Source organism: Aneurinibacillus soli, assembly GCF_002355375.1.
Taxonomy (GTDB): domain Bacteria; phylum Bacillota; class Bacilli; order Aneurinibacillales; family Aneurinibacillaceae; genus Aneurinibacillus; species Aneurinibacillus soli.
In genome coordinates this window covers 1,920,992-1,940,462 of record NZ_AP017312.1, presented here as the reverse complement: position 1 = coordinate 1,940,462, position 19,471 = coordinate 1,920,992, and the positions used below count along the sequence as shown (strand labels likewise).

At 45.5% G+C, this 19,471-nt stretch carries 15 protein-coding genes, 2 pseudogenes, 1 riboswitch and 1 other annotated feature (1 of these 19 only partly in view); of the genes and pseudogenes, 1 reads left to right on the top strand and 16 read right to left on the bottom strand.

All coding sequences use genetic code 11. The features are described from left to right. Positions 1 to 101: 101 nt before the first annotated feature. The 15 genes and pseudogenes from CB4_RS09840 to htpX form a co-directional block, all read right to left on the bottom strand. Positions 102 to 2,219, bottom strand: coding sequence for a sigma 54-interacting transcriptional regulator (locus tag CB4_RS09840; RefSeq protein WP_231956213.1), 2,118 nt, complete (start codon positions 2,217 to 2,219; stop codon positions 102 to 104). Between the two features lie 145 nt (positions 2,220 to 2,364). After that, entirely contained in the window at positions 2,365 to 3,123 is a 759-nt protein-coding gene (pxpA, locus tag CB4_RS09835) for a 5-oxoprolinase subunit PxpA (RefSeq protein WP_096465453.1), read from the bottom strand. Positions 3,124 to 3,133: 10 nt separating this feature from the next. Continuing rightward, positions 3,134 to 4,111, bottom strand: coding sequence for a 5-oxoprolinase subunit C family protein (locus CB4_RS09830; protein ID WP_096465451.1), 978 nt, complete (start codon positions 4,109 to 4,111; stop codon positions 3,134 to 3,136). Continuing rightward, positions 4,096 to 4,791: a 5-oxoprolinase subunit PxpB gene (gene pxpB, locus CB4_RS09825; RefSeq protein WP_096465449.1), complete on the bottom strand. Its 696-nt coding sequence runs from the start codon at positions 4,789 to 4,791 to the stop codon at positions 4,096 to 4,098. The genes CB4_RS09830 and pxpB overlap by 16 nt, the downstream gene beginning before the upstream one ends. A gap of 20 nt (positions 4,792 to 4,811) precedes the next feature. Further along, positions 4,812 to 5,021, bottom strand: coding sequence for an IclR family transcriptional regulator domain-containing protein (locus CB4_RS09820; protein WP_096465447.1), 210 nt, complete (start codon positions 5,019 to 5,021; stop codon positions 4,812 to 4,814). A 210-nt stretch (positions 5,022 to 5,231) separates the two neighbouring features. Continuing rightward, positions 5,232 to 6,335, bottom strand: a pseudogene (gene tnpB, locus CB4_RS09815) (IS200/IS605 family element RNA-guided endonuclease TnpB). Positions 6,336 to 6,529: 194 nt separating this feature from the next. Continuing rightward, positions 6,530 to 8,044, bottom strand: a complete 1,515-nt coding sequence (locus CB4_RS09810; protein ID WP_172890845.1) for a class I adenylate-forming enzyme family protein — start codon at positions 8,042 to 8,044, stop codon at positions 6,530 to 6,532. A 240-nt stretch (positions 8,045 to 8,284) separates the two neighbouring features. Next, positions 8,285 to 9,058: a DUF4247 domain-containing protein gene (locus CB4_RS09805; RefSeq protein ID WP_096465443.1), complete on the bottom strand. Its 774-nt coding sequence runs from the start codon at positions 9,056 to 9,058 to the stop codon at positions 8,285 to 8,287. 12 nt (positions 9,059 to 9,070) lie between these two features. Continuing rightward, positions 9,071 to 9,577 (bottom strand): DUF4178 domain-containing protein, encoded by a 507-nt coding sequence (locus tag CB4_RS09800; protein WP_096465441.1) that lies wholly within the window; start codon positions 9,575 to 9,577, stop codon positions 9,071 to 9,073. A 105-nt stretch (positions 9,578 to 9,682) separates the two neighbouring features. Further along, positions 9,683 to 10,348, bottom strand: coding sequence for a PspA/IM30 family protein (locus tag CB4_RS09795; protein WP_096465439.1), 666 nt, complete (start codon positions 10,346 to 10,348; stop codon positions 9,683 to 9,685). A gap of 164 nt (positions 10,349 to 10,512) precedes the next feature. Beyond that, positions 10,513 to 11,544: a ribonucleotide-diphosphate reductase subunit beta gene (locus tag CB4_RS09790; RefSeq protein WP_096465437.1), complete on the bottom strand. Its 1,032-nt coding sequence runs from the start codon at positions 11,542 to 11,544 to the stop codon at positions 10,513 to 10,515. A gap of 17 nt (positions 11,545 to 11,561) precedes the next feature. Continuing rightward, positions 11,562 to 13,037, bottom strand: a pseudogene (locus CB4_RS09785) (ribonucleoside-diphosphate reductase subunit alpha); the annotation flags it as partial. Between the two features lie 198 nt (positions 13,038 to 13,235). Next, on the bottom strand, positions 13,236 to 14,090 hold the full coding sequence (locus CB4_RS09780; RefSeq protein WP_096465433.1) for an NUMOD3 domain-containing DNA-binding protein: 855 nt from the start codon (positions 14,088 to 14,090) through the stop codon (positions 13,236 to 13,238). A 141-nt stretch (positions 14,091 to 14,231) separates the two neighbouring features. After that, positions 14,232 to 15,020 (bottom strand): ribonucleotide reductase N-terminal alpha domain-containing protein, encoded by a 789-nt coding sequence (locus CB4_RS09775; RefSeq protein ID WP_096465431.1) that lies wholly within the window; start codon positions 15,018 to 15,020, stop codon positions 14,232 to 14,234. A 150-nt stretch (positions 15,021 to 15,170) separates the two neighbouring features. Continuing rightward, positions 15,171 to 15,362, bottom strand: a riboswitch (cobalamin riboswitch). A gap of 160 nt (positions 15,363 to 15,522) precedes the next feature. Continuing rightward, positions 15,523 to 16,407: a protease HtpX gene (gene htpX / locus CB4_RS09770; RefSeq protein WP_096465429.1), complete on the bottom strand. Its 885-nt coding sequence runs from the start codon at positions 16,405 to 16,407 to the stop codon at positions 15,523 to 15,525. A gap of 240 nt (positions 16,408 to 16,647) precedes the next feature. Here htpX and CB4_RS09765 point away from each other — a divergent pair, with 240 nt between their 5' ends. Beyond that, the gene (locus CB4_RS09765; protein ID WP_096465427.1) at positions 16,648 to 17,298 is read left to right on the top strand and encodes a DsbA family oxidoreductase; all 651 of its coding nucleotides are present in this window, start codon (positions 16,648 to 16,650) and stop codon (positions 17,296 to 17,298) included. 106 nt (positions 17,299 to 17,404) lie between these two features. On the opposite strand, the gene CB4_RS09760 is transcribed toward CB4_RS09765, so the two are convergent. Further along, positions 17,405 to 19,162 carry an aromatic amino acid hydroxylase gene (locus CB4_RS09760; protein WP_096465425.1) on the bottom strand — a complete coding sequence of 586 codons (1,758 nt, stop codon included), beginning with the start codon at positions 19,160 to 19,162 and terminating at the stop codon, positions 17,405 to 17,407. 97 nt (positions 19,163 to 19,259) lie between these two features. Further along, positions 19,260 to 19,471 (bottom strand) — a binding site (T-box leader) (it continues 21 nt past the right edge of the window).

Genomic DNA, 19,471 nt, shown 5'->3' with positions numbered 1-19,471 from the left:
TTTCATGCCAGCGTTACAATCCCGTACTCCACCATCCTGCCTGTGGTTTTTCGGACAACATGTTTAGAATCCAGACAGTTATCAAACAAGAAGTGACTGGATCACAGACAACTTATCTGATACTTCTTTAATTTTTCGTACAAGACAGAACGACTGATCCCAAGTAAGCGAGCTGCTTGTGATTTATTGCCGTTTGTTTTCTGCAAAGCTATCTGAATCGTATCCTGCTCGGCCTGATTTAATAAATTTTGCTGCAAAACAGGGTGCTGCTGATTATTTGGCAGCGATGTTTTCTTCAACACATAATCCGGCAGATCATCGAGCTGGATTTTCCCCGATTCGGCAAATACCATTGCCCGCTCCAACACATTGCGCAACTCCCGAACATTACCCAGCCATTCATACCCGAGCATCACGCACTGTGCTTCGGGATCGATGCTCGTAACACTTGTCCCATTACTTTTATTTAAATCCTTAATAAACAACTCACATAATAAAAGAATGTCGCCTTTTCGCAGACGTAAAGGGGGGATCTCAAACGAAATGACATTCAGACGGTAAAACAAATCTTCGCGAAACGTCCCCTTCTCCACCATATCCTCAAGCGGGCGATTCGTCGCAGAAATGATCCGTACATCGACATGAATGCGGTCCGTACCACCCACCCGGTAGAACTCCCCTTCCTGCAACACGCGCAATAGCTTCGCCTGTAGTGGAAGTGACATATCTCCCACTTCATCAAGAAACAGCGTCCCGCCATGTGCAAGATCAAATTTGCCGACTTTCCCTTTATGCTTCGCCCCGGTAAATGCACCCTCCTCATAGCCAAAAAATTCTGATTCCAATAGGTGCTCTGGGATCGCAGCACAATTCACCGTTACAAATGGCTTTTCCTCGCGCGGGCTAATACTATGAATCGCATGAGCAAACAATTCTTTTCCGGTCCCGCTTTCGCCCCGGATCAAAATCGTTGAACGCCCTTTTGCCGCCTTGCTTACGCTGCGCACAAGCTTCTCCATCTGATAGTCGCTCGTGATAATCTCATCAAACGTAAAACGGGATGATTCTGCCTGCCGTCGCTGCTGTCTAGCCACGCCTTCTTTCCATTCATGACGATCAAATCGTTTGAAGCGCTCCCGCACTTCCTGTAGCTGGCGAAACATAATTTTTCCGATCGCACCCACCACGTGCTGATCTTGCAAAACCGGAATCCGATGTACAATATACTGAATGCCGTTTACTTCCATAAAATCGCTTATATCCGCCAGTCCGCTTTTGACAACTCGTGTTAACCCAAGCTGTGGCAATACGCCATCAATCGGCTGATGAATCGTCTGGGATTCGTCAAGCTCAAACAGCTCAATAAGAGACGGGCTTACAAATGAGATGCGCCCCTGTTGGTTAATCATCACAATACCGTCATACGCTTTATCGATTACGGTCTGAAGCATCGATTTCCACCGCTTGACCGATTCAAGCTCTTCTGCCATCCGCTCCACTTCCGAAATATTCTGAAACAGGGCGATAAACCCTTCCTGTCCTTTAACCGTCTTATATTTGGACAGACGAACAATAGTACGATAATTCCCAACCACAATTCGCTTGTGAACCTCTTGCTCCATTTCTTGTACTTCGGTTGTATGAATATCCGGGATTACATCCGTTATGTTGCGCCCGATGATCTGTTTCTCTGCACAACCGAGCATGTCACAAAATCGCGCATTCACAAAAATAACCTGATTTTGTTCATCGGTCATAACTGCCCCTAGCTGTGACGTAGCCAGTATCGCTTCAAGCTGTTCCCGCAACGAGTAGCTCGTACGAAGCAATGTCCGGGCAATATCAATTGATGTAATCAAACCGATGGGGCGCTGCTCACCGTCAAGCACAACACCGGAGCCGACATTACTATTCTCCACAACCTTTTCGATTATGTCATACGGCGTATCGACTGAAAACGCTACCACATCCGTTTTCATAAACGGATGAATTGGCGTATGCAAGGGTTGCCCGGCAAGCACCATTTGATAGAGAATGCTGCGTGTAAATACGCCAAGCAAGCGTCCATCCTGATCCGTTGCCGGGACAATGTTCCATTTTTTTCGCTTCATAATAGTGATCGCCTGTTCTAGCGTGCTCGACTGACTCAAATAGTCGGTCACAGGCGTCATAATCTCTCGTAATTGAATCACAGCTATCACACCTATTCTATGAATCATATGTATGCTCCTATTATAATGTAGAAACCACACATATACAGGTTACTTTTCCAAATCTTTTGGAAAACAAAAAAACGTGCAGCCTCTTTTCTATATTCTTCTACTTTCTTTGCCCATACTACTTCCCCCTTCTAAGATGCCTTCTTTATATGATAGATTGAACAGCAATGTCCGCCTGCCCCAGCAGCTGCCGAATGCTTCGGGCAAATGCAAGCGCATGCGCACCATCACCATGAATACATACGGTGTCCGCTTGAATCGCTACGTCCTGTCCTTGCACAGAGCGAACGGCGCCTTCTTTTACCATGCGAATGACCTGCTCGACTGCTTCATTTGTATCCGTAATGAGTGCGTTTGCTTCCCGGCGCGAAGTCAGCGACCCATCCACCTGATATGTCCGATCCGCAAACACTTCATGTGCGATGCGAAGCCCCACTGCCTGACCCGCTTTAACCAACTCACTGCCCGATAATCCGAACAGTACCAGCTCTGGGTTTACATCATATACCGCCTGCGCAATCGCATCTGACAACGCACGATTTTTAGCAGCCATGTTATATAATGCGCCGTGCGGCTTAACATGCTGCATCTTCCCGCCTGCCGCCTTAACGAATCCATATAGGGCACCAACCTGATAGACGACGATATCATATGCTTCCTCCGAGGTTAGATCGAGATTACGGCGTCCGAATCCTGCCAGATCAGGCAATCCAGGGTGCGCCCCGATTGCAACCCCGTGTGCAAGCGCCGCCGCCACGGTTTTCTTCATGATGGATGGATCTCCGGCATGAAACCCACAGGCGATATTCGCCGATGTAACGAACGGTAATATCTCTTCGTCTGTCCCCATCCGGTATGCGCCAAAGCTCTCCCCCATGTCACAGTTTATATCTACCTTGTACATGCAAATCCCCCTATCGAACTTGCAGGGCCAGTCCCTGCTTGAATTGTGCTATGTCGTATTCTCGCTTCACATACAGCGCCTGCGCTTCCTCAAGTGAAACTTCTTCAAACCGTACGTGCTCACCCGGCTTCACCTGGGCAATCAGTGGCAAATCCACACTAATAATCTGAGCGATACGCGGGTATCCGCCAGCCGTCTGTCGGTCTGCCAGCAGCACAATTGGATTTCCTTCCGGCGGCACCTGAATCGTGCCGAAACTAACAGCTGACGATACCATCTCAAGCGGCTCTGCCAGTGCCAGCGAAACATCTGCCAGCCGATACCCCATCCTGTCAGATTGAGGCGTTACACGGAATGACTCATGCCAGAACTTCTGCCTACTCTCTTCTGCAAAACTCTCGAATTCCGGTCCACGTACAACACGAAGTACCGGATTCTCCTCGTATGCCGGACGAATCTCATGACTTACTCCCCACGACAAAACAGATACCTCGTCTGATGGCGCTTTCATTAAGCAAGCAACTTCTCCTGTCTTGAGCACATCTCCCGCCTGAAGGGCCCGGCCATGAAATCCACCAATCCCAGCTCGCAAATACGTGCTTCGGCTTTCCATCACATCTGGCACACAAATCCCACCAGCGACGGCGAGATACGTCCGGCAGCCTGACACAGCGCCTCCAAATGTCAGCATACTTCCTGCGGGTATGTATACAGGTCGCCAGAGTGGTATGGGCACACCGTCAACAGCAGGAGAAAGATTGCCACCCGCAAGCGCAACAAGCGTCGCTTTCTCAAATACAAGCTGGGGCCCTAAAAGCGTAATCTCAAGGGCTGCCGCCTGCTCCTCATTGCCCTCCAGAAGATTAGCCAGCCGAAGCGCCATCGTATCCATTGCACCACTTGCTAGCACACCATACTTCTGAAATCCAAAGCGTCCGGTATCCTGTACAGTTGTAAGCAGACCCGGCTTCTTTACTCGGATACACATACGACATCCCCCTCCCAGTTTTCGTATTCGTCCTGTGTAATCGGTCGGAAGCGAATCATATCCCCTGCCATCAACAGTGTCGGAGGGTTCATATCCGGACGGAATAGCGGAACCGGTGTCCGACCAATCAGTTGCCAGCCGCCCGGTGTCTCAATCGGGTATACCCCTGTCTGCATCCCAGCGATCCCAACCGTTCCTGCTGGAATGGACAGGCGCGGAGATGAGCGTCTCGGTGCCGCAATCCGCTCAGACATGCCACCCAAATACGGAAATCCTGGTGCAAAGCCGATCATATAGACTAGATACTCTCCGCCACTGTGGATATGTACCACTTCTTCTACTGTCAGCCCGTTATGCGATGCGACATCCTCCAGATCGGGTCCGAATTTCCCTCCATAACATACCGGTATTTCCACTGTACGCGCTTTCTGTTCCACTACTATATGTGCCGCCTGTGATACAGCCCGCTTTAGCTCAGCTCGCGCCTCTGCATACCGCAAAACAAACGGGTCATAAAATACGGTCACCGTTGTAAAAGCAGGAATATATTCAATCATTCCCGCAAACGGGTGCTGATCGAGATACAGCGATAACAGTCGAACTTTTTCATGAGATGATGACCCGATAATCGTATCAAACTCCACCACAACTGCGGTGTCTCCCAATGGAAAATATCGCATGATCCTCCCCTCCTTCCATGCTATTTGTGCATCCAGCCCAGTTTCTCCGAGATTTCCGCAGCTGCTTCCTGCACCTTCTCGATCAGCAACGGCAAGCGGTCAGAACTGAATCGTGTCGTCAGTCCGGCAATACTCAAACTGGCTACAACATTTCCCGTATAATCGAAAATCGGTGACCCCACCGCAGATGAATCATCTTCCAGCTCATAGTGATTTAAGAATTGTCTCATTTGCACTCATGACACCTCTACATTCCGAATTTCGGAACAATAATTCCATATTTAACTCGTACTATGATGATAGAATTATCCGATTGAACACTCCCACCACTTAAAATCTTACGACTTTTGAAGTGGTGAATTCCTGGCTCGTCCACTCTACTAAGCGGAATTCGTACAAAGTACCCCAGGCTATCCCCGTGTGTCCCACGGTTGGTTAGACTATAATTCTAACAGCCTGAGTCCTTCTTGCAGAATGTTGACCGCCGCATTTACATCCCTGTCATGGTATGTATGACATTCCGGACAGTCCCATTTACGCAAATTCAGATTCTTCACATCCCGGTTCCGGTATCCACAAGCCGAACACAACTGACTCGATGGAAATGTCTTTCCTACAAAACTCAGCGTACGTCCATACCATTTGGCTTTGTATTCCAGCATCCGACGAAACTCCGACCATGACGCATCCGAAATGCTTTTAGCCAACTTATGATTCTTCTGCATATTCGACACCTGCAAGTCCTCTACGCAGATCGTTTGGTTTTCACGAATCAGCTTAGTGGACAACTTTTGCAGGAAGTCGGTGCGACAGTTGGCAATCTTTTCATACAGACGAGCGACCTTGAGTCTCGCTTTATTCCAGTTAGAGCCGCCTTTTGTACGTCTGCTCATGACACGTTGCAGTTTTGTCAATTTCCTTTCATACTTTCGCAGATACTTCGGATTATCAAACCTTTCTCCCGTAGAAAGAATCGCAAACTGCTTTAGACCTACGTCTACTCCCACCTGATTTTCTACTTTTGGTAACGGTTTCATTTCCACTTCACATAGCACCGATACAAAGTATTTGCCAGATGGATTCCGGCGAACGGTGGCAGATAGGATCCGTCCTTCTATTTCACGACTTTTGGCAAACCGGACGAGTCCAAGTTTCGGAAGACGAATCGACGTACCTTGTATGCGAATCGCATCCTTGTTGTTCGTGGTGTGGTACGACTGCCTGCGATTCTTCCGGCTTTTGAATTTTGGATACCCTTTTTTCTCGTTGAAAAACTTTTGGTAGGCCGAATCCAAGTCCTTTAATGCGTGTTGCAAGGCGGTAGAATCCGGCGCTTTTAGCCAGGATACTTCTTTCTTCAGTTTCGTCAAAAGAGCCGAACAAGCCTTGTAATTCAACGTTTTCTATTTTGTCTCATATGCTTCTTTGCGTTTCGCCAGAAAGTGATTGAACACATACCGAACACACCCGATGGACTTGTTGATGAGTGTAGCTTGTTTTTCCGTCGGGTAGAGACGGAATTTGAATCCTTTGTGCTTGAGCATCTGTGTGTCACCTTCCTCTTCCCATTGTACCTGACTGCTTAAAGAGAAAATAGTCGGACTTGTGAGAAGGCCAAATCCTCCACTCGTCCGAAGCCGATTCATCCCCACTTTCACGCTCTCGCTTATTTACACTTTCTATAACAAGCAAAAAAACCGCTGACCCAAAGTCAACGGCTTTTCTACTTTTTACTGTTTTACGAGAACTTGATCTCTCCACGCAAAACCGTTTTCAACACCTTCCCACTTGCATTGCGCGGCAGCTCATCCACAAATTCTACGAGAGCTGGCACCTTATACTTCGCCAGGCGCTCCCGACAAAACACTACCACCTGCTCCTCGGTCAACGAATGTCCATCCTTCACAACCACGCACGCTTTAGGAATCTCGCCGTATACTTCGTGCGGTACGCCGACGACAGCCGCTTCGAGCACTTCCGGCATCTCATACAGTACTTCTTCGACCTCAATCGGATAAATGTTTTCGCCGCCGCGAATGAGCATATCTTTTTTGCGGTCGACAATATACAGAAACCCTTCTTCATCAAACTTACCCAGATCTCCACTTAACAGCCAGCCACCTCGAATTGCAAGCGCTGTCGCTTCCGGGTTTTTCAAGTATCCTTTCATTACATGATCGCCTTTAATCGCAATCTCTCCAACTTGTCCAATCGGCACTTCGTTCCCCTCTTCATCCACAATACGTACCTCGCTGCGCGGCAGTGGCTTCCCTACTGATCCAGCTTTGCTTAATGAATGCTCATCGCCTAATGTGGTCGTACCCGGCGAGTTTTCGGTCTGACCGTACAAATTTTGTACTCCGGTCTGCGGGAACAGCTGCTTGATTCTTCGAATTAATTCATACGGCATTGGTGCGGCCCCGTACATAAATTTGCGCAGATGTGGAACTTCCATGCTTTCAATGCCAGGTGTGTTTAGCAAAATCATATACATAGCTGGAACGCCGAAGAAGATCGACACCTCATTCTTCTGAAGCGATTCAACCACTCCCTGCGGATGAAAACCTGGTTCAATCACAAGTGCTCCGCCCCCGTAAATCGTCGGCAGCATGAAAACGTGAGCCGCTGCGCAGTGGAACAGCGGTGCGACAATCATCACACGGTCTTCCCTTTGCATGCCAAGCGCCTCGTTCCACATGGACGCAGCCGCCACACAATTGCGATGTGTGAGCATCACTCCTTTTGGTCTCCCGGTTGTGCCAGACGTATAGAAAATGACAGCGGTATCATCTTCCTGCTGCTGAAGTTCTGGAATCTCGCCGCTTAGCTTAATCGCCTCACCAATCTCAAATCCACCGCCGCCTTCTCCTACATGAACGAAGTGCTGCAAATTCGGCGCCTGTGGAATAACCTGTTCAACGATCTCTGACAAATCATGATCATACACAAGCATGCGAGCTTCTGAATGATGCAAAATGTATTCGATTTCTCGCGGAGCAAGGCGAGTATTAATCGGAAGCACAATCAGCCCGGCAAAGTGGCAAGCAAAATAGCACGTCACAAACCAGTCTGAGTTATTGAGCAGCAGAGCAACAACATCACCCTGAACAAGCCCTTGTCTATGAAAATATCCACCTAGACGGCGGCTATTCTCCTGCATATTCGCATAGCTCGTTTCACGTCCTTGAAAAACGGTAATCAGTCGGTCTGGCTGATTGGCAGCGTGCTGCTTCAATACATCTGAAAGTAACATGTCCATTCTCCTCCTACTATTTTGTAAGCGCTTAACATCATAGATACAACTTCTCTTTACTGGAGATAAAACCCTTTGCTTCTTTCTTTACTCTAAACAAGCAAAGATTATGCCAGTCCAAATCATCTTGTATGATAAGCATAATGTACGGAATATGGACATCGATTCGAAACAAAAACGTCCTGATATCAGACAAAAAAGCATCGCCTACTGTACCGGGGCGATGCCTTGTTTACAATCTTATCTTCGTTTTGTAATTTTCCCTGATCCTCCACTACTAACTCTAGGAGGGGAATTGCTTTGTGGTCTGGAAAAGTCCGAACTACTCGGCTTGACTTCCTTCCTCTGATTGTACAAAGCACCTTCATCAGATGATTTTACAATCTTCCCTTTTTTTGTAGTACTTTCATTTGTGCCAACCGATGTATTTCCACTGTTTGAGGTAGATGACGGTCGATCGCTTCGCTTAATAATCGACCCGCTGCCCTGTGTGGTAATTGGCGGCGTTACTTTCTTCTCTTGCGCTGTAGGTGTATGATACGTAGTTTTTGGCTTATAGATATCCCGCTCTGTATATCCGCGGTACTTGCCATCATATCGTTTATGCGAATCAAATAAGTTACCTAGTACACTGGCTAAAATGTATCCTTCTAAAAAGGAAGGGCTATAATTCTGGCGGACAAATTCATTATTGCTGATCTCAATTAATGTATCTTCTGGCTTTTTCGGATCTTTCTGGAGATGATACCACTTATCCGGATAAACAAGGAACATTCGCTCGGTATCTGTTTTGGAGATTTCTTTCGGTTCTTCTTGCTGTCTAAGCTCTTCTGCCACTTGTGGAACTGTCTTATTTTCAGCGCGATATACTTTAGACTGCTGCTGGCCGTTTTGTGTAATCGACTCCAGCGGGTACGAATTTTCTGCCGCTTCACCTCCGCACCCTGTTAGTGTCAAAGCGAGTAACGCACCTATCAAAATAACCTTGACCGATGTGAGGAGCCTTTTTACCATCGTTTCCCCCTCCTATGTTGCTCGTATGACTTTTACATCACCGGGAATAACTAACTCCCCTTCATACATCATCATGCGGCCATCCTGCCATTCGATTCTAAGTAATTTCCGATTGTCTGACTGGAATTCCCAGACATATTGTTCGCCCTCGCTTGAGAAAGGCGTCTTTCCCTTACTGAACACATTGCCCGAGTATTGTTCTTCCATATGATAAACCGTATCTTCCATTTCGATTGTGGTCGGAATCTCATCCACCGAATCCAGGCGGCCATCAATAGCCGTATACAACTCGTAATACACACGTTCCCGCTCTTCGATTTTTAAGTAATTCACGGTGCTACCATCCTGTAATGTTAGAAAAACCGCCTTGCGCTTTGGACTTTGTGTACTCCCAACCACTTCATATGTGACCAGGGATACTTCCACAATATCTCCCGGTCCTAAATCCCGGACACTTTTCTCCGGTTTCGGTGGCTCAGGCTTCTTTAAAATGTTCGCAATGCGCTCAAATAAACTCATTTGTATCTTCCTCCCCCTATTTGCTACCTATAAAACACACCCCTTGCCCAAACATGGATACAGTCATGTTTATGGTAAGGGGTGCTATAGCATGCTTTTCTTACCTTACTTCTGATGTTTTTTCATTAAAGCCGCTAGCTCATCTTCAATATCGGCATCTTTTGTCAAAGCCGCAAACTCATCATCAAGCGACTTCTCTTTGTTCGACAGTTCATTCGATGCTTCCGCCCGTGATTCCATCTCCAGCACTTTTTCTTCCATTCGTTTTAATCCAGCCTGTGCCGTATCAGAGCCGAAGCCTGCCATCGCTTTGTTAATTTCTGTTTGGGCTTTCGCTGCATTCGCACGGGCAACGAGTGTCTCCCGTTTATTTTTCATCTCGGTTACTTGCTTTTGCATCTCGCGCAGTTTGCCGCGCAGCTGCTCGGCCGCCGCTTTATTTTGCTCGTATGCAGCTTTATACTCTTCCATTTTTTGCGTTGCGCTTTTCTTCTCTTCTAGCGCACGACGTGCCAGATCAAGGTTCTCTACCTGCACCGCTTTTTCTGCCTGTTCTGCTCTTTTTTGTACGAGCGCTTCCTGCTCTTCATACAAAATTTTAAACTTTTTCTCAATCGCGATTTGCGCCGCAACCGCCTTTTCCGCTTCTTCCAGGTCTTCTACCATATCCCGGATATATTGATCCAGCATTTTTACTGGATCTTCTGCTTTTTCAATTAAGGCATACACATTAGAAAGAGTAAGATCACGCAATCGTTTAAACAATGACATCGTATAGTTCCTCCTTGAATTCAGGTCAAATTTTTATGCTCACCAGTATATACGAGATATACTTTTTTTTGGTTTCTTTATTTTATAAATAAAAAATTCTATGAAGATAGCAAATAACCCTTCCTACCCTTTAAAAAGACAGGAAGGTCTATATTTAAAATTTTTTATAAATCATCGAATCCATTTACCGTCGTCACTTTCGCATACGTGCGCGACTTTGCTTCAAAAAAATCCGTTTTCGTCTGATTAAGCGCCTCATCTGAAAACGGGCGAATCCACGGCATGCAGTTATCTACCCCTTCATACGCCTTGCCAAACCCCATCGTCTGCAACCGTTTATTCGCAATGTAGCGAATATAATCCCGGAACTCTGTCAGATCAATGCCCTCTATGCCAACAAGCACCTCATGCGCCCATTCCGTCTCTAACCGAACCGCCTCCTCGACTTTTTCATAGACGAAAGCGCGGTTCGCTTCCGTATTCAGCTCCGGAAAATCCTCCAGGAGCATCTTGAACACTTCCCCGAAAAAGTATGCATGCTGCGCCTCATCCCGCTGAATGTAGCTAATCATCTGGCTTGTGCCGAGCATTTTTTGATGGCGAGCGAGGTTATAGAAGAAGGCAAACCCGCTATAAAAGAAAATCCCCTCGAGAATCATATCCGCTACAAGCGCTTCGAGAAACGTCTGGGGTGTTTTTTCATCCCGGAAGCGCTGGTACATGCGGGCAATAAACAAATTGCGCCGCTGTAATACTTCATCATGCTTCCAGTATTCAAACACTTCTTTCTGCGTCTGATAGTCCGCAATGCTTGAAAGCACATACGAGTACGATTGATTATGAATCACTTCCTGCTGATTAATAATCGCCGCAATCGCAACAAGCGATGAATCCGTCAAATACTGCCCTACATCTGTAACAAAGTTTGTCTGCATGCTGTCAAGTACCGCTAATAATCCAATGATTTTTTTGTACGCTTCCTGCTCGGCAGCGCTCAATCCAGCAAACTGCTGCTTATCTTTATTCATCGCAATCTCAGACGGAATCCAGTGGTTAGCGATAAGTACGCGATACAGCTTGTACATCTCAGGACGCCGAATGTCATCCCAGTTTAGAACGCCGGAGCACTGCCCGTTAATAATCCGGTTTGATTTATTTGGCGCTTCTGTATTAAAAACTTGTTGTGTCTGTAACATATTTTCTCCCTCTTTCTTTATACACACGCTTCGCACACATCGATTTCGACCGCTCGGCTGCGCACATAATACGTTGTTTTAACACCTTGCTTCCATACCGCAAGATGCAGCCCGAGAAAATCACGGGCATGAATGTCCGGGCGCACGTACAAATTCACGCTCTGTCCCTGATCGATGTGACGCTGCCGGGCCGCCGCCTGCTGAATGCCTGCATGCGGATCCAGATGAAAAGCTGTTTTATAGTACCAGATCGTCTCTGGCGATAAATCCGGCGCCGGATTGGCAATTTTATACGTCGTCTTCTCTTCGTATGAGATCAGTTCATACACCGGATCAATCGAAGCGGTCGAGCCGGCGATGATCGATGTCGAGCCAGTCGGTGCTATCGCCATCATGTACCCATTTCGTACGCCATATTGGGCAACGCGTGCTGCAAGTTCCTGCCATGCCGCTGATCCGTATCCCCGGCGGGCAAAATACAGGCCGCTCTCCCACTCGCTTCCGTGGATCAATGGGTATGCGCCTTTTTCCTGTGCCAGCTCGCACGATGCCTGAATGGTCAAATAAGCAATGCGCTCATACAGCTCGTCCGCAAATTGGACAGCCGCATTACTTTCCCAGGAAATTCCCCGCTTCGCTAACAGATGATGCCAGCCGAATGTCCCAAGACCGACCGCACGATAGCGCCGATTCGTATGCTGCGCCTGTAAGACGTCAATTTTGTTATTATCAATCACATTATCCAACATGCGAACTTGAATGGGGATTAGACGTTCCAATACATTATCTGGAACGGCACGTCCGAGATGAATGCTTGACAAGTTACACACAACAAAATCCCCTGGCTTCTTCCGAATGACGATCTCACCATCTTCCATCGTCTCTTCCACAACCGTTGTCGCCGACATATTTTGCATAATTTCTGTACATAAGTTGCTCGCATAGATCATCCCGGCATGCTTGTTCGGATTCGCCCGGTTCACTGTATCACGATAAAACATGAACGGTGTGCCTGTCTCCAGTTGAGAGATCATCACCCGCTTCATAATCTCAATCGCTGGAACGGTAATCCGACTGAGCGTAGCATGACGCACGCACGCTTCATATCGCTCGCGAAAACTTCCCCGCCCCGGCTCTTCATCATAATAGTCCTCTAGCGAGAAACCCATTACCTGCCGTACTTCATGCGGATCAAACAAATGAAACTCCGCCCGCTGCTCCACTGCTTCCATAAACAAATCAGGAATGCACACCCCAGGGAATATATCATGCGCCCGCATGCGTTCGTCTCCGTTGTTCAGCTTAATGTCAAGAAAGGCGAGAATATCTTTATGCCAGACGTCCAAATACACCGCAATGCTTCCTTTGCGTGTTCCTAACTGATCGACACTCACCGCCGTATTATTCAGCTGGCGAATCCACGGGATTACGCCGCTTGATTTATTTTCATAGCCACGAATGGACGACCCTCGCGCTCTTACTTTCCCAATATACCTTATGCATTCAACATGAATCGCTACTTCATGTCCGTTCTCTTATGAACTGCTTGCAGTCACCTGCAAGAATAGACTATATCACCTACCTAGTGGGTAGCCCTGCGTTTCCACTGCCAATCGCTTGCAGTGTACTCTACTCCCTTCCATCATTACAAGATGTGGTTTCGATAGTCGTTCGGCGTTTATTCTACTATGTTAACAATATTGGTATTCTTTAAACCGCTGGCTTTTACTATGAATCCTATAAGAAACAGTTTTCCTATCCACTCCGAGAGCTCTACTCGCTTCACTAATACTTATATACTCTCTCCCTTCAATTCTTACTCTCGTATTTTTAGGTGAAGCTGCTCTCATATTCTGTTTTTGTTCTTCCGATATAGGCTTTCCTGTAAACCGTTTTCGAGCATTCTCAGCCATACGTTTTCGAAATTCTTCCGTATGAGTCTTTCCGTAAAAAGGATTTTTTTCGCCAGCTAATCTTCCTTTATTTTTAATACTAATTTTTTCTTTCGTTTCTTCAGTATGGTGTTTGCCATAAAATCCATTCTTTTCCCCAAAGTTCGCACATTTCTTAGAAAGAATTTCAAGCACTTCTTTCGTATGTCCCCTTCCATAAAAGGGATTATTTTCCCCTTTGAAAACTCCACTTGCATAAAACTCCTTGCGTCGTTTATATCCTTCTTCTGTCATCCATTCATTTGGCTTTTTATTATAATGAGGATGCTCTTTTCCTCTGAGGGAACCTGTTTCAGACGACCAAGAACGATTGTACAAAAAACCCAAAGGCATAAAGTTTATTATGAAATGCTGTTCTAATTTCTTTGCTAAATGTAAATCAACTTCTTCATTCCCTGTGTTAAAAATCTTAAACAATACAAATACAAAACTTTCTTCTCCATATTTGTCCCAGCTTCTTTGTAAATGAATACTATGATGAAGCCCTTTACGTAAAAGTACTTTGTGTCTATTCAAACGATTTGTTATATCATTTGTTCGGCCAACATAAAATTTTCCGGTCCACTTGTTGATAATCTTATAAACGTACTGCATGATTCCACCTCCTTTCAAATACAAATACAGGTCTTTTATACTGTAACATAGTAGAAATTTAGCACGGGATTTTCTCAATCCATTTGAGAGTTTCCCCGTTTAGCAGGGTTTTCCATACACATTACTGTATATGGGCGCATATCAGTTTACGCCAATTCCGCCACCCATTTTAGACAGGCGTGCCGCATCCGTGTTGGAATCATAAATCCCCTGAAGAGAATCATCCACTGTATCAATGAAGCAACTCGACAATTGCCCGCCTCTCGCCTTGCCCGCATTCGCCATCGTCGGTGTAGCGACCGTCATATAATGATTGCTAAGCGCCCAGTATGCTTCTTTTACGAGAGTAAGCCGCTTCTCCGGGTGTTCCTGAATCATCAGCTGCATCGCAATAATTAAAAAGCGTTCCTGCGGCAATTCATAGATTCGTCCAGCAAAGTCACATGCCAAATATCGCTCCGTCAAAGTCACAACGCCGATATAAGTAAACAAGTGATCTCGTTCATGGTCGATCATGTTTCCTAATCCCTCTAACTCTTTCGGGCTATACGCCGCCAGCAGCTCCTCCCGATAAATCCCCTGTTCCACAAGCTGCGCGAGCAGACGAGAAAAAGAACCATACGGACGGTCCGAGTACGCCTTATAGCCACGATTATGTGCGGCCTGTTTATATAACCCGTTCAAATAAGCACGGGCCGCCACATACGTCCAGTTCGCTTCTTCCTTCGATACGAGCTCCAATGCTGTCATATAAGTGGTGCGCGTAATGCTTTCCGCATGAAGCTCACGATCCGCAAGTTTAGCCAATACATATTTCCCCAGCACACCCGGCTTTACACCGGCTATTCCCGCTGTCAGACGTTCAATCGAGCGCAGCAACCTTTCTTTATCAAATTGCAGAGCACGGTTGTCAGGCTTGTATACGATCATTGAATTTTCCCTCCTATTTATCCGGAAAGAACCACGCAAAAAAGCATCTTTCTCGTCGTCCAAGAAAGATGCTTGTTCATGTCAAAGCAAAGAGCCTTATGTTTATGAGACTACTCTCCACTGACACTTCACCATCTCCCGTGGCTACTTCCTGTGTCTTACTCTGTGGCAGGTCTCCTGACTCAGGTTCATCGCATGCTTCGCCTTCCCATTTCTTCAAACAGTGGCATAGTAGAAGCATACTCCCCTTTACAGTGGCGGGACCGCGTCGGACTTGCACCGAACTTCCCTTTTAAGTACCTGGAGCGTTCTCACAGGCACACCACAAAGCACTATATGTAGTTGTACGAGTTATACAATACAACAATATATCCGAATAAACAAGACTTGTTTTCGATACAAAACTTCCGACAGATGATTGAACCTGAAGCCTCATCCCGCAATCTAAAAAGGCCTGAGCCTGCCGTTTTCCGGCAAAGCTCAAGCCTTTATTTTTTGTATGCTACTTCATAGATTGTAAGCGCTGAATACGATCATCCAAATCCGGGTGGCTCGCAAACAAGCTAAGAAATCCGTTTCTACCGCTGCTGATTTTAAAAGCCGCCACTGATTTCTGTTCCGTATCTACCAACTCTACCGTATGCTTCAACGATTGCAGCGCATGAATCATTCGGTCCTTACCTGTCAGACGAGCCGCCCCGGCATCTGCCTGATATTCACGATAACGAGAGAACGCCATCACCACAATGCTACCTAAAATCGAGAACAAAATATCAAAGATAATCGACGCAATAAACTGCACGATCGGAGCCATATCCTCCCGAACAAAGCGGGACGCTACATAGGCACATATGCGCGATAAGAAGACGACGAATGTATTAATGACACCTTGCAGTAACGTCATCGTCACCATGTCTCCATTGGCAATATGTGCGATCTCATGCGCTAGTACGCCTTTCACCGCATCCTCGTCCATCTCTTCTAGCAAGCCACTCGACACCGCTACAAGGGAACGACTTTTGCTCGGACCTGTCGCAAAAGCATTTACTTCCGGCGAATCGTACACTCCAACTTCCGGCATAACACGCAGTCCTGCTTTGCGAGCTAAGCTATATACTTCTTCAAGCAGCGCTTTCTCATGAGATCGAAGCGGACCATTCGGATCAATAACTTGCACACCCATCGACCATTTCGCCATAACACGTGAAAGTGCCAGCGAGATCAATGCACCGGAGAAACCGACCACACCGCTAAATACGAGTAACGCCCCAAAGTTAATTCCTCGAGACGTAACGTAATGTTGCACCCCTAATAAACTTGTAATCACCCCGATTGTGACCATTACGAGAATGTTCACAAGCATGAATAAACCAATTCGTTTAAACATGTTTCCACTCCTTCTTTACTTTTGCCCTGCTAACAAATAAAGAAAGCAGTTTAGACAAGTCTGCTCCCTTCTGCATCCAACAAGCTACAATTTTTATACGAAAAAACCCATTCATAGTTTCATTTTTTTGAACAAGGCATCCGTTAAAATTTTTATCATAAATGAATTGACTTTCATTCAAGTTGTAACTATTATAGTTACAATGTGACAGGAATTAAAAAAGGAAAGGTGCGGTCATACATGACTATAAAAATTAAAGCTTACTCTGATTTTATTTGTCCATTTTGTTTTTTAGGCACAGGTCCATTAGATGAGATCATCAAGGAAAAAGATGTAGAAGTAGAATGGATGCCCTTTGAATTACGTCCTAGTCCTTATGAAAAAATTGACCCATGGCAAGATCCTGCAAAATTGAGCTCATGGGACTCCTTTATTCTTCCTGCTGCGAAAAAGTTAGGAATTGACATGCGTTTACCACGTGTCTCTCCACATCCATATACGCATTTGGCTTTTGAAGGATACCATTTCGCAAAGGAGCATGGAAAAGGAAATGAGTATCACCACAGAGTGTTTACTGCATTTTTTCAAGAAGAACAAAACATTGAAGACGTTGAAGTACTAACAAAATTAGCGGATGAAGTTGGTCTCTCTAAGGATGCATTTAAAGAAGCATTAGTATCACGAAAGTATCGTGAAGTGCATCAAGAAGCACTAAGACACGCTTATGAAGAAGCTCAAATTACGGCTGTTCCAACGTTTGTGATTGGTAAAGAAGTCATTCAGGGACTAGCTAGTAAAGAAAGATTAGCCAAAGTTATCGATCAGGAATTAGAGAAAAATAAAACAAACGGATTTGATGGAATGCAATGTGATATGAATGGATATTGCTAATCTTAGAAATGCTTCATAGCACATATAACAGCACATCAAGCTCTCACTACACAAAAAGGTTTTTACTCTCGACGGAGTAAAAACCTTTTTTTTCGAAATTTACTTATCATCCGTGATTCCCGACTTGAAGGGGAAGTAACTCTAAGCCATTTTTGATGAGATGCTGAAGTTCTTTTGTTTTACTAAGATTGAGTAATTCCTCAAGGACCTGCTCTTTGTCTGAAGCTTGCACATGATGAATGACAAATAACTCGAGAATTTCTAAGCGTAACAGCCATTCTTTCGGGTAAAAGCTTCTCAAGGCTTGAAGAACTTCTTGAACAGCAGTTATACTCTTTTCATCCCATGTTGCTTTTTCACGAGTGTCTCTGATTGTCTGGTACATACTTTCTAACTCTGTTAACTGTTTTGGTTCCGTCAGAGTATCTTCTTCCATTTCCTCTGCATCAAAAAATGCTTCTGCATCTGCAGCTCCCGGAAAAGCAGAGATTACTGCAGATCCTACCGCCATATCAAACGTTCCCCACTGCTCTGCAAATAATAGAGTATCCCCTACTACAACATTGCAGCTTTCAAAAGAGATCAGCGCTACTTTTTCTTTATTTCGTACAATATTTGAGACTGTGCCAGTTACTTGAACACCGCTTTTAAACGATAGCGTCGTTGTTTGGCCTTTTACAATTCCTAACGCAACAAGTTGTTCATCTGTACATTCTTCGAGTAAAATATTTCCGTCCAATAAACCAATCGGTGTTCCAAAGCCATCCTGATGGACGTCTTTTGAATGCTCCGGAAGCTCTTTATTATCGATAGCTAAGGCTGTGGGTCCAATTGTATTTACGTAAATGGCTTCTCCATTTGAATCTTTATGGATGCTTGCAACAGACCCTGTAATCTGCAACCCGGAGTTTAGGACAAATGTAGATGTGCTGCCTGATCGTAACGCTTTATCCAAACTCTCCGTTCCGCCTGTTTGAAATGCCATCGTACTTGAAAACTCTTCAATTCCTTCTATCAATTGGTCAAAGCTCTCGCATACAAATAATTGCGGCTGCATCGTTGTCACATCGTAACTTGTTTGAATACAAGTCTCTACGGAGAATGGAAGCTTCACTACCTCTTCGGATAAGCAGTGTTTGCTTTCTCCTACAGATGATAAGAGTCCGGCACCATAGATTTGTGGATCTTCTACCGTTCCAATTAATCCGTACTCTACTGTCCACCAAAAGATGCGCGAGATTTGTTCTGCTTCGGACATCCCTTTTACAGCTTTCTGTTTTTCACTTAGCATTTGTTTTGCTTCTTCAATTTGTTCAGGTGTAGAGTTGCGGTCTTCCATTACAATCGATAAATGTCTTACCGCTTCAAAAACTTCATGTTCCTCTTTTGTTGCGAATGCTTTAGCCCCGATTTCTCCAAACCGTTTTACGTATGATGCATATTTGGCGTCAAACAAAATGGGCGCATGTCCTGCAGATTCATGAATAATATCTGGAGCCGGTGTGTATTCAATGTTTTCCGCTTTTCGAATGTCTACGGCAATCGGCAAAATACCGTGAGCTTGAAAATCAAAAAAGGCAACGCCAGGGATTAATCCGTCAACAATTGCAGCTCCCCAGCCGATTTTTGAAAGGCGCTCGTTCATGTCCGATACCTTTGGAATAGCTTCTACATCAATCCCTGATGCCAAAAGCCCTTCGACATATGCGGGATGTGCTGCGTCTTTAAGAAAATGATGATTTTGTCTCATAACGTAGCGCCATACAGCGTGATCAACAGGGGTATAGTCTTCATAATGCTGTTGAGAGACAAATTGTCTCAAGTGTGCCGGAATTTGTGCTGTAGATTTTACTAATTGTTTCATACTAGATTCCTTCCTTTCTGCATTAAGAAGCCCAGGGAGCATAATGCTTGTATCCATTGGTTATTTTATAAACGCAAAAAATCCCTACTGGAAAACCAGTAGGGACGAATAAACATCGCGGTACCACCCTAGTTGCGAGCAAGTGCTCACCACTTTTATTTTGATAACGGCTTATGTTGCCGTCTTTCCCTTCATAAAGACCAAATCTTTACTACGAAAAAGAAGCTCGGGGAGTGTAATTCATGCCTAGGTATGTACTGATTCGCACCGACCATCAGCTCTCTGAGACGAAAATTCTAGGCACTACTG